Origin of the sequence: Streptomyces sp. NPDC021096, assembly GCF_040641275.1 — a bacterium.
Lineage (GTDB): Bacteria > Actinomycetota > Actinomycetes > Streptomycetales > Streptomycetaceae > Streptomyces.
Genome location: NZ_JBFADG010000047.1, coordinates 1 through 10810, shown reverse-complemented (window position 1 = coordinate 10810; position 10810 = coordinate 1). Strand labels below are relative to the sequence as shown.

The window sequence follows — 10810 nt, the reverse complement described above, 5'->3', positions numbered from 1 at the left end:
CGCCCCTTCCCGTACCCGGGGCCCCGCCCCGGACCCCGGTCCTCAAACGCCGGACGGGCTGATTTTGTCGCCCGGAACCGGCGGAAGATCCAGCCCGTCCGGCGTTTGAGGACACCGCGCGCAGCGCGGTCCGGGGGTCTGGGGGCTCGCCCCCAGAAGTCAGCGTTCGGTAACGCAGCCCTCGGTCACCTCGAGGCGCCGGGTCGTCGCGACAGCGTCGAGCATGCGGCGGTCGTGCGTCACCAGCAGCAGCGTGCCGTTGTACGAGGCCAGCGCCGACTCCAGCTGTTCGATCGCCGGCAGGTCGAGATGGTTGGTGGGCTCGTCCAGGACGAGCAGGTTGACGCCCCTGGCCTGGAGGAGGGCGAGCGCGGCGCGGGTGCGCTCGCCCGGTGAGAGGGTGGCGGCCGGGCGCAGGACGTGGGCGGCCTTGAGGCCGAACTTCGCCAGGAGGGTGCGGACTTCCGCCGGGGGCAGCTCGGGGACCGCCGCTCCGAAGGCGTCCAGCAGCGCCTCGTCGCCGAAGAACAGGGCCCGTGCCTGGTCGACCTCGCCGACGACGACGCCCGGGCCCAGCGCGGCGCTGCCCTCGTCCGGGGTCAGCCGGCCCAGCAGGGCGGCGAGGAGGGTGGACTTGCCCGAGCCGTTGGCGCCGGTGACGGCGACCCGGTCGGCCCAGTCGATCTGCAGGTCGACGGGGCCCAGTGTGAAGGCTCCGCGCCGTACCACCGCGCCGCGCAGCGTCGCCACGACCGCGCCCGAGCGGGGCGCGGCGGCGATCTCCATGCGCAGCTCCCACTCCTTGCGGGGCTCCTCGACGACGTCGAGCCGCTCGATGAGGCGCTCGGTCTGGCGGGCCTTGGCGGCCTGCTTCTCGGTCGACTCGGCGCGGAGCTTGCGGCCGATCTTGTCGTTGTCGGTGGACTTGCGGCGGGCGTTGCGGACGCCCTTCTCCATCCAGTTCCGCTGGGTGCGGGCGCGGGCCTCCAGGGAGGAGCGGGTGTCGGCGTACTCCTCGTAGGCCTCGCGGGCGTGGCGGCGCGCGGTCTCGCGCTCCTCCAGGTAGGCGGCGTAGCCGCCGCCGTAGAGGTTGACCTGCTGCTGGGCGAGGTCGAGTTCGAGGACCTTGTCGACCGTGCGGGCGAGGAACTCGCGGTCGTGGCTGACCAGGACCGTGCCGGCGCGCAGCCCGGTGACGAAGTCCTCCAGCCTGGCCAGCCCGTCCAGGTCGAGGTCGTTGGTGGGCTCGTCGAGGAGGAAGACGTCGTAGCGGCTGAGCAGCAGCGAGGCGAGGCCGGCGCGGGCGGCCTGGCCGCCGGAGAGGCCGGTCATGGGCCGGTCCAGGCCGACGGTGAGGCCGAGGGAGCCGACGACCTCCTCCGCGCGCTCGTCGAGGTCGGCGCCGCCGAGGTCGAGCCAGCGCTCGAGGGCGACGGCGTAGGCGTCGTCGGCGCCGGGCGTGCCGTCGACGAGCCCCTGGGTGGCGGCGTCGAGGGCGGCCTGCGCGGCGGTGACGCCGGTGCGGCGGGCGAGGAAGGCGCGTACGGTCTCGCCCTCCCGGCGCTCGGGCTCCTGCGGCAGGTGGCCGACCGTCGCGGCCGGCGGGCTGAGCCGCAGGGTGCCCTCGTCCGGCGTGGCGAGGCCGGCGAGCAGGCGCAGCAGGGTGGACTTCCCGGCGCCGTTGGCTCCGACGAGACCGATGACCTCACCGGGCGCGACGACGAGGTCGAGCCCGGAGAAGAGGGTGCGGTCGCCGTGTCCGGCGGCGAGGTCCTTGGCGACGAGGGTGGCACTCATGAGACCACGACTGTAGCCGCTGGGCCGGGGGCCGCCGAAACCGGTTTTCCCTCAGCCGGCCACCCTGGCGACCAGCACCTCGCCGTAGGTGCGGGCCACGACGAAGGCCAGGCGGGCCCCGAGCGGCACGCGGTGCGGGCCGGGCTCCAGTCCGTCGTCGAAGAGCTCGCGGACCCGGGGCCGCCGCAGGGGCCCCCTGCCGTAGCCCGTGAGCCGCACCCGGCAGGCCGCCGCGACCTCCAGGCGGGCCTCGCCCGCGGCCGCCGCGAGGCCGGTCAGGCGGCGCCGGCCGTCCGGCGGGGGCTGCAGCGCCTGCTCGACCTGGGCGACGAGCACCGCCAGGAGCGGGGCGGGTGCCTCGACGAAGCCGGCGTCGTGGCCGGCGGCCGCGAACGCGGCGCGCACCGCGGCCCGCTCCTCCTCGCCGACCGCGGGGTCGAAGGCCACGGCGCCGTAGGTCCGTATCTCGTCCGGGTGCGCGCGCACCGCGTCGCGGCTGATGTCGGCGCCCGTACCGAGGGTGCGCAGGGTGGCCGCGAGCCGGGCGAAGAGGGCGACGCGCGGGCCGACGAGAAGGACGCGCCGGGGACGGGCCGCCGGGGAGAGGCCGGCGAGGAGCCGGCGCAGGACGGCACGGTACTCCTCCGCGCGGAAGCGGAAGGGCCCGATTCCCGGGTAGCCGTGGCAGGCGGGGTCCGCCGGCGGCCCGGTCTGCCGGGCGAAGTCCCGCCAGACGACGTCCGTGCGGTCGCTCTCGACGACGGCGCTGATCACCTCGCAACCCGCCGGGTGGTGCGCTTGTGCGTCCGCACGGCGCGAGGGCTCGTCCACGGCGCCCGCCGGCTCCTCGCACTGGGGGCAGGCGTAGATCACCTGGCGTCCGCCGGGGCCGTCCGGTGGGAGCAGTGCCCGTACCCGTGCGGCGGTCGGGGCCGGCCCGCGCTGCGCGACGGGTGGCGGGAGGGCGCCCGCGCCGGCCAGGCGCAGCAGCAGGGGGGTGCCGTCCACCACGAAGTCCGGGGGCTCCCTGGGGACTTCGTCCCCGGCGTGCGCCGCCGGCGCCAGCGCGAAGGTCGCGTACTCCACCGCCATGCACGCAGTATTCCCCCGTGTGTGCCGCTTCGAGCCCGGCGGCGGTGTTTTCGGTTGTACCGTCGGCGCATGGCAAGCGATGTGATCGTTGTCGGTGCCGGGGTCACCGGTCTGACCAGCGCGATCGTGCTGGCGGAGCGGGGGCGCGCGGTCGAGGTGTGGACCCGCTCGCCGTCCTCGCGGACCACGTCGGCGTTGGCCGGGGGCCTGTGGTGGCCGTATCGGATCGAGCCGCTGGAGGCGGTCGGCCGCTGGGCGCTGCGCTCGCTGGCGGTCATGGCGGGGCTGGCCGGGCGGCCCGCGGAGACCGGGGTGCGCATGGTCGACGGTACGCACGCCGGGGCGGTGCCGCAGGCGTTGGGGGCGTGGGCGGCCGGGGTGGCCGGACTGCGGGCCGCGGGGCCGGGCGAGTTGCCGCGCGGGTACGAGCGCGGGGTGCGGGCCCGCGTGCCGCTGCTGGACATGGCGACGCACCTGGCCTATCTGCAGCGCCGGCTGGCGGCGGCGGGCGGCACGGTCACCGTCCGCCCGCTCTCCACGCTGGCACAGGCGGCCGAGGCGGCGCGGACGGTGGTCAACTGCTCGGGGCTGGGCGCCCGGGACCTGGTCCCCGACCCCGCGGTCCACCCGGTGCGGGGCCAGCTGGTGGTGGTCGAGGACCCGGGGATCGACGAGTGGTTCACGGTCGTCGCCGACGGCCGGGCGGACACGCTGTACGTACTGCCGCAGCCGTACGGGGTCGTCCTCGGCGGCACCGCCCGCGAGCACGAGTGGGACCGTACGCCCTCGCCCTGCACGGCCCAGGCGATCATCGGCCGGTGTTCGAGGGTCTTCCCCCGGCTGGGCCAGGCCCGTGTCCTGGCGCACCGCGTGGGGCTGCGCCCGGCGCGATCGCGGGTGCGGCTGGAGGCCGAGCGGCTGCCGGGCGGGGCGCGGGTGGTGCACAACTACGGTCACGGCGGGGCCGGGATCACGGTCTCGTGGGGCTGCGCGCTGGACGTCGCGGACCTGGCCGAGGGCTGAGCACGGTGGGGCTCCCCCTTACGGCAGGGGGAGCCCACGCCGCTCAGGGCAAGTGCAGCGGGACGGGTACGCGCAGGCCGGGGCGCGGGGTGTCGTCACGGTCGTGCGGGCGGGCGTCCCGCGTCGCCCGGGCGAAGGCCGCGGGGCCGCCGACGAGCGGGAGGCTCGCGGCGGTGCGGCGCAGGTCGATCGTCAGGCGTGGGGTGGTGGAGGCCGGTTCGACCAGGCCGCCGTCCGTGCCGGCCACGATGAGGGCCAGGCGGTGGCCCGCCGGGACGACGTGGTCGGTGGCGGCGAGGTCGAGGGTGACGGTGTAGGGCGTGCCGGGAGTGAGCGGGCCGCCGTGGGAGGGGTCGGCGGCGTGGCCCAGGTCGGCCCAGCCGCGGCTGACGACGGTATGGGCGACGTTCTCCACGTCCGCCTCGGTCCGTTTGAAGCAGCCGGTGTCGGCGGTGGTGCCGCTGCCCCAGCAGGTGCGGTCGGCGAGGGTGCGGATGCCCTCGCCCGCGTCGGCGTAGTCGCGGACGGCGGCCGGGCCGAGGTCGACGAGGACGGCCGAGACGTGCGCGGAGGCGGTGGACGGGGTGAGGGTCAGCCGGACCGTCGACGAGCCCGACAGCCGCAGGTCGCGCGTCAGGGGGCGGGTGGTGAAGCCGGCCTTGGCCGGTGTCGTCCGGTCGATGTGGGCGGACCAGTCGCTCTCGTTCTGCTTCGGGTCGTCGGTGAAGGACTCCGTCGCGCCGGCGGGTGCGGGCTCGGTGCCCAGCGTGCCGACGCCGGGCAGCGGGCCGGCGGCCGGGCGCAGGGTGGTTGCGCGGGTCGTGCGGGGCGGCCAGAGGCGGTCGGTGGACCACTGGTCGGGGGCGCGTTCGACGTCGGCCATGGGCTCGCGCTCGATGCCGTTGGCGTAGCCGAGGAGGTAGTGGTCGAACCAGCGGTGCAGGGTGCGCACCCAGGCGTCGCGGCGGAAGTCGAAGGGGTCGACGTGCCCGGCCTGGGACAGCCAGACCTTGCGCTCCACGCCCTGTTCGGCGAGGGCGTCCCACCACTGGCCGAAGTGCTTGGTGCGGACGTTGAGGTCCTGCATGCCGTGGACGGCCAGGACGCTGGCGCGCACCTTGTGCGCGTCCTTGACGTAGTCGCGCTCGTCCCACAGGGGCGTCCAGTCGCCGTTGCGGGGCGCGCCTTCGACGAGCCGGCGCTGTACGGCCTGGCAGCGGCCGCGTGCCCCGGGGCTCTCGACGCGGTCCGCGAGGCCGTCGGGGCCGCTGCCGAAGAGGGCCGCACCCTGGGCGAAGTAGTAGTCGTACCAGGAGCTGATGGCCCCGATGGGGACGATGGTCTTCAAGCCCTCGACGCCGGTGGCGGCGACGCCGTTGGCGACGGTGCCGTCGTAGCTCTTGCCGATCATGCCGACGGCTCCGGTGGTCCAGTCGGCGGTGGTCCTCGTCGTGCCGGTGCGGGAGGCGTAGCCCTGGGCGCGGCCGTTCAGCCAGTCGACGACGGCCTTGGCGGACTGGATGTCGGAGCGGCCGCCGACGTCGACGCAGCCGTCGGAGCGGTTGGTTCCGGCGAGGTCGACCAGGACGACGGCGTAGCCGCGCGGCACAAAGAAATTGTCGTAGTACAAGGGGAATTGAACGGGGTTCCCCTGGGCGTCGTAGGTCTTCTTCTGGCTCTCGTTGCCGCGCCCGCAGCAGGAGTAGTACGGGCTGGCGTCCATGATGACGGGCACCTTCAGGCCCTGCTCGGCGGCTTCCCGGGGGCGGATGACGTCGACGGCGACGCGGTCGGTGCGCCCGTCGCCGTCGCCGTCGAGCCGGGTGTCCACCCAGACGGATTCACGGACGGCACGGTCGTAGGAGTAGACGGGTCTGCTCTCGCCCGGCGTCCTCGCGCCGCCCGGGGCGGGGGCGGCGTGGGCGGCGCCCGGCGCCGTCAGGAGAACGGCCATCAGGGCGGCCAGGGCCGCCAGTACGGACTCGGTCCAGGGTATGCGGGCCTTCCCCGCGCGTATGGGCACGGCCGGACGGTAGCGCGGTCAACTCCTGGGCAGAAGGGGGTAGACGGGGGTCCTGAAGTTGACGTGGATGGCCGTCATGACGGGCGCATGTCGATCACATGTCGGAATGCACCATGGACATAGCCGCATCGGCAATGAGTACATAGGCTGCGATTGATCTTTCGCCCCCTACGAGTTGGAGTGACTCGTGCGTCACAGACTCATCGTTCCGAGCGCGGCCGCCGCCTTCATGCTGCTGGCGATCCCGGCATCGGCTGCCGACGCCACGCCCGGCGCGCCGGGTGCCGGAGACTCCTACTACCCGACCTCCGGGAACGGCGGATACGACGTCTCCCACTACGACTTGAGGCTGAAGTACCAGCCCACGTCGGACAAGCTGGAGGGCACGGCGACGCTGACCGCCACCACCACGCAGGCGCTGTCGCGCTTCAACCTGGACTTCGCGCTGAACGTCAGCGAGGTGCTGATCAACGGCAACAAGGCCGCGTTCGCCAAGACCGGCGACCACGAGCTGGAGATCACGCCGTCCTCCGCCCTGGAGAAGGGCCGGGAGATCACCGTCGTCGTCCGCTACAGCGGCGTGCCCTCCCAGGTGCAGATCGGCGGCTACTCCGCCTGGCAGCGCACCCCGGACGGGGCGGTCGTGGCCAACGAGCCGGAGTCGGCGGTCTGGTGGTTCCCCAGCAACGACCACCCGACCGACAAGGCCACGTACGACATCTCGGTGTCGGTGCCGGACGGGCTGCAGACGGTCAGCAACGGCGAGCTGAAGTCGCAGAGCTCCAAGCTGGGCTGGACGCGCTACAACTGGCGCTCGACCAAGCCGCAGGCCAGCTATCTGGCCACGCTGGCGATCGGCAAGTTCGACATCACCACCGACAAGACGGCCGCCGGCCTGCCGGTCCTCAACGCCTACAGCAAGGACCTCGGCGACAACCTCGCCTCGGCCAAGGCCAGCGTCGGGCGCACCACCGAGATCATCGACTGGGAGAGCACGGTCTTCGGCCCGTACCCGTTCAACGCCATCGGCGGCTACGTGCCGAACGTGAAGACCGGCTACGCGCTGGAGACCCAGACCCGGCCGTACTACAGCCCCTCCGGCTTCGCCAACGGCTCGAACGCCTCGCTGGTCGTCCACGAGCTGGCCCACCAGTGGTTCGGTGACAGCGTCTCGGTGAAGGACTGGCGCGACATCTGGGTCAACGAGGGCTTCGCCACCTACGCGCAGTGGCTGTGGTCGGAGAAGGAGGGCGAGGGCACCGGGCAGGAGCTCGCGAACTACATCTACGACACCATCCCGGCGGACAACGCCTTCTGGAAGGTCAAGCCGGGTGACCCGGGCGCGGACAACCAGTTCCACAGCGCCGTCTACCAGCGCGGGGCGATCGCCCTGCAGGCGCTGCGCAACAAGGTCGGCGACAAGGCCTTCTTCTCGATCGTCAAGCAGTGGACGACCGAGAAGAAGTTCGGCAACAGCTCGGTGCAGGACTTCGTGAAGTTCGCGGAGAAGACCTCCGGCAAGCCGCTGCAGAAGCTCTTCGACACCTGGCTGTTCACCGACAGCAAGCCGAGCGCCGCCGTGGCCGCGAAGGACGGCATCGGGACGGCCGTCAAGGACGGCAAGCCGGCCCGGTCCCTGACCGGCAAGACCGCCGCGCCCAAGTCCTGGAAGAAGATCCAGGACGCGCAGAGCGCCCACCGGCACTGACCCCCACCGCGCAAGGGCCCGTCGTCCGACGACGACGGGCCCTTCCCGCGCGTGCCGGGCCGGCGAGGGTTTCACAGGGGTGGTGGCACAGCAATACTGTTGGGCCGAAGGGCGCGACAGAGAGCGAGGCACCGCTGATGGACACCTCCGCCGGGAACGCCGCGGACACTGCGGAAACGGGCCTCACGGTCGACGAGTTGGCCGCCCGCGCCGGCGTGACCGTCCGCACGGTGCGCTTCTACGGCACGCGGGGCCTGCTGCCCCCGCCGGCGATAGGAGCGCGCAGGGTCGGCCGGTACGGCCCGGACCACCTCTCGCGGCTGGCCCTGATCGAGGAGCTGCAGCACCAGGGGCTGACGCTGGCCGCCATCGAACGCTACGTGCGGCGCCTGCCGGAGGACCTCAGCGCGCACGACCTGGCCATTCACCGCGCCCTGGTGGCCTCCTGGACGCCCGACGAGGCCGAGGAGGCCACCCGGGCCCAGCTGGAGCGGCGGGCGGGCCGGCACCTGTCCGAGGAGGACATCGACCGGCTCGCCGCGATGAACGTCCTGGAGCGCGCCGAGGACGCCGGGGGCGGCGCCGCCTTCCGGGTGGACCCGGGGCTGCTGGGGCTGGGGGTGCAGCTGCTGGACGTACCGATCGCCCTGGAGACGATCCTGGCGGCCCGTACGGTCCTGCTGGAGCACGCCCGTTCGACGGCCCGGGAGCTGACGCGGCTCTTCCACGACGAGGTGTGGGGGCCCTACCGCGAGCAGGAGAGCGACCCGGCGCAGGTGGAGGCCATGAAGTCGCTCTCGGCCCATATGCAGCCGCTGGTGGTGCAGGCGCTGGTCACCGCGTTCCAGCGCTCGCTCAAGCAGGAGCTGCGGGCGACGTACGGGGGCTGAGCGGCCCGCCCCCGTACGCCGCGGGCCTGCCCGGGTCAGTCGGTGAAGGTCTCGCCCTTCTCCGCCTTCTCCAGCAGCAGCGCGGGCGGCGCGAACCGCTCGCCGTACGCGGCCTGCAGCTCGCGGGCGCGCGCCGCGAAGCCGGGCAGGCCGCCCTCGTAGCCGTTGATGTACTGCAGCACACCGCCGGTCCAGCCGGGGAAGCCGATGCCGAGGATCGAGCCGATGTTGGCGTCGGCGACCGAGGTCAGCACGCCCTCCTCCAGGCAGCGGACCGTGTCCAGCGCCTCGGAGAAGAGCATGCGCTCCTTCATGTCCGTGAACGGGATCTGCCCGTTCCCCGTACCGAAGTGCTCGGCCAGCCCGGGCCACAGACCGGCCCGCTTGCCGTCCACGTAGTCGTAGAACCCGGCCCCGCCGCTGCGGCCCGTGCGCCCGAACTCCTCCACCATGCGGTCGATGACCGCGTCGGCGGGGTGCGGGGTCCAGGTGCCGCCGGCCTCCTCGACCGCGCGCCTGCTCTCCTCGCGGATCTTCCGGGGCAGGGTGAGGGTCAGCTCGTCCATCAGGGAGAGGACCTTGGCGGGATAGCCGGCCTGGGCGGCGGCCTGCTCCACGGAGGCGGCGGGAACGCCCTCGCCGATCATCGCGACGCCCTCGTTGATGAACCGCCCGATGACGCGCGAGGTGAAGAAGCCGCGCGAGTCGTTGACGACGACGGGGGTCTTGCGCAGCTGCCGGACCAGGTCGAAGGCGCGGGCCAGGGCCTCGTCACCGGTCCGCTCCCCCTTGATGATCTCCACCAGCGGCATCTTGTCGACGGGCGAGAAGAAGTGCAGCCCGACGAAGTCGGTGCGCCGCTCGACGCCCTCGGCGAGCAGGGTGATGGGCAGGGTGGAGGTGTTGGAGCACAGCAGGGCGTCCGGCTCGACGACGTGCTGGATCTCCTGGAACACCTTGTGCTTGAGCGCCGGGTCCTCGAAGACGGCCTCGATGACGGCGTCGCAGCCCGCCAGGTCGGCGGCGTCGGCGGTCGGGGTGATGCGGGCGAGGAGCGCGTCGCGCTTCTCCTCCGTCGTACGGCCCTTGGCCAGCGCCTTGGCGAGCAGGCCCTCGGAGTAGGCCTTGCCCTTGCGGGCGTTCTCCAGGGAGACGTCCTTGAGGACGACGTCGATGCCGGCCCGCGCGCAGGAGTAGGCGATGCCCGCGCCCATCATGCCCGCGCCGAGCACCGCGACCTTGCGTACGGTGCGGCGCTCGATGCCCTGGGGGCGGCTGGCGCCGGAGTTGACGGCCTGCAGGTCGAAGAAGAACGCCTGGATCATGTTCTTGGCGGTCTGCCCGGTGACCAGCTCGGTGAAGTAGCGGGCCTCGATGACCTGCGCGGTCTCGAAGTCGACCTGCGAGCCCTCGACGGCGGCGGCCAGGATGTTGCGGGGCGCCGGGTAGGGGGCGCCGCCGGTCTGCTTCTTCAGGGTGGCCGGGAACGCCGGCAGGTTGGCGGCGAAGCGCGGGCTGGCCGGGGTGCCGCCGGGGATCTTGTACCCCTTGGCGTCCCACGGCTGCTGCGAGCTCGGGTTGGCCTCGATGAACGCGTGCGCCTTGGCCAGCAGCTCCTCCGGGTCGGCCGCCACCTCGTGCACGAGCCCGGCCTCCAGGGCGCGGTGCGGGTCGTACTGGGTGCCCTGGAGCAGCACCTTCAGCAGTGCGTCGGTGATGCCGAGCAGCCGTACGGTGCGGGTGACGCCGCCGCCCCCGGGCAGCAGGCCGAGGGTGACCTCGGGCAGGCCGATCTTCGAGCCGGGCGCGTCGAGGGCGACGCGGTGGTGACAGGCGAGGGCGATCTCGTAGCCGCCCCCGAGGGCCGCTCCGTTGACGGCGGCGACGACGGGCACGCCGAGGGTCTCGATGCGGCGCAGGTCGCGCTTGACCGTCATGCCCGCCTCGAAGACGCGCTCGGCGTCGGCGGGGGTGGCGGCGATCAGCTCGCGCAGGTCGCCGCCGGCGAAGAAGGTCTTCTTGGCGGACGTGACGATGACGCCGCGCACGGACGCCGGATCCGCTTGACGCTCCGCCTCCAGGCGGTCGGCGACCGCGGTGAGGGAGGCCTTGAAGGCGTCGTTCATGGTGTTGGCGGACTGCTGCGGGTCGTCGAGGACGAGGGTGACGACGCCGCTCTCGCTCCGCTCGTAACGGATGGTGGTGGGCTCGCTCATTTCGAAGTCTCCAGAGGTCTGTCCTCAATCGCCGGACGGGCTGGATTTTCCAGCCCGTCCG

The 10810-nt window shown here is 73.3% G+C and carries 7 protein-coding genes; 3 read left to right on the top strand and 4 right to left on the bottom strand.

Annotation, left to right across the window (positions count from 1 at the left end; all coding sequences use genetic code 11):
* Positions 1-159: 159 nt before the first annotated feature.
* Together AB0G59_RS28875 and AB0G59_RS28870 are read right to left on the bottom strand one after the other, a co-directional pair.
* Complete coding sequence (locus AB0G59_RS28875; RefSeq protein ID WP_360917667.1) at positions 160-1797, bottom strand: ABC-F family ATP-binding cassette domain-containing protein; 1638 nt, start codon at positions 1795-1797, stop codon at positions 160-162.
* 51 nt (positions 1798-1848) lie between these two features.
* Positions 1849-2889, bottom strand: coding sequence for an oxidoreductase (locus tag AB0G59_RS28870; protein ID WP_360917664.1), 1041 nt, complete (start codon positions 2887-2889; stop codon positions 1849-1851).
* Positions 2890-2958: 69 nt separating this feature from the next.
* Between AB0G59_RS28870 and AB0G59_RS28865 the strand changes: the two genes are divergently transcribed.
* Entirely contained in the window at positions 2959-3912 is a 954-nt protein-coding gene (locus AB0G59_RS28865; RefSeq protein WP_360917661.1) for an FAD-dependent oxidoreductase, read from the top strand.
* 43 nt (positions 3913-3955) lie between these two features.
* Here the strand turns inward: AB0G59_RS28865 and AB0G59_RS28860 are convergent, their stop codons facing one another.
* Positions 3956-5935: a Xaa-Pro dipeptidyl-peptidase gene (locus AB0G59_RS28860; RefSeq protein WP_360917658.1), complete on the bottom strand. Its 1980-nt coding sequence runs from the start codon at positions 5933-5935 to the stop codon at positions 3956-3958.
* A 187-nt stretch (positions 5936-6122) separates the two neighbouring features.
* Here AB0G59_RS28860 and AB0G59_RS28855 point away from each other — a divergent pair, with 187 nt between their 5' ends.
* Both AB0G59_RS28855 and AB0G59_RS28850 read left to right on the top strand, forming a co-directional pair.
* A complete protein-coding gene (locus AB0G59_RS28855) occupies positions 6123-7643 on the top strand; it encodes a M1 family metallopeptidase (RefSeq protein WP_360917655.1) in 1521 nt (506 codons plus the stop codon).
* Positions 7644-7780: 137 nt separating this feature from the next.
* Complete coding sequence (locus AB0G59_RS28850) at positions 7781-8533, top strand: MerR family transcriptional regulator (protein ID WP_360917652.1); 753 nt, start codon at positions 7781-7783, stop codon at positions 8531-8533.
* A 35-nt stretch (positions 8534-8568) separates the two neighbouring features.
* On the opposite strand, the gene AB0G59_RS28845 is transcribed toward AB0G59_RS28850, so the two are convergent.
* Positions 8569-10749, bottom strand: a complete 2181-nt coding sequence (locus AB0G59_RS28845; RefSeq protein ID WP_360917649.1) for a 3-hydroxyacyl-CoA dehydrogenase NAD-binding domain-containing protein — start codon at positions 10747-10749, stop codon at positions 8569-8571.
* Positions 10750-10810: the final 61 nt, after the last annotated feature.

Excerpts from the sequence above, each read along its gene's own strand:
- AB0G59_RS28850 (WP_360917652.1), top strand. The coding sequence starts at position 7,781 with ATGGACACCTCCGCCGGGAACGCCGCGGACACTGCGGAAACGGGCCTC.
- AB0G59_RS28845 (WP_360917649.1), bottom strand. The coding sequence starts at position 10,749 with ATGAGCGAGCCCACCACCATCCGTTACGAGCGGAGCGAGAGCGGCGTC.
- AB0G59_RS28875 (WP_360917667.1), bottom strand. The coding sequence starts at position 1,797 with ATGAGTGCCACCCTCGTCGCCAAGGACCTCGCCGCCGGACACGGCGAC.
- AB0G59_RS28870 (WP_360917664.1), bottom strand. The coding sequence starts at position 2,889 with ATGGCGGTGGAGTACGCGACCTTCGCGCTGGCGCCGGCGGCGCACGCC.
- AB0G59_RS28865 (WP_360917661.1), top strand. The coding sequence starts at position 2,959 with ATGGCAAGCGATGTGATCGTTGTCGGTGCCGGGGTCACCGGTCTGACC.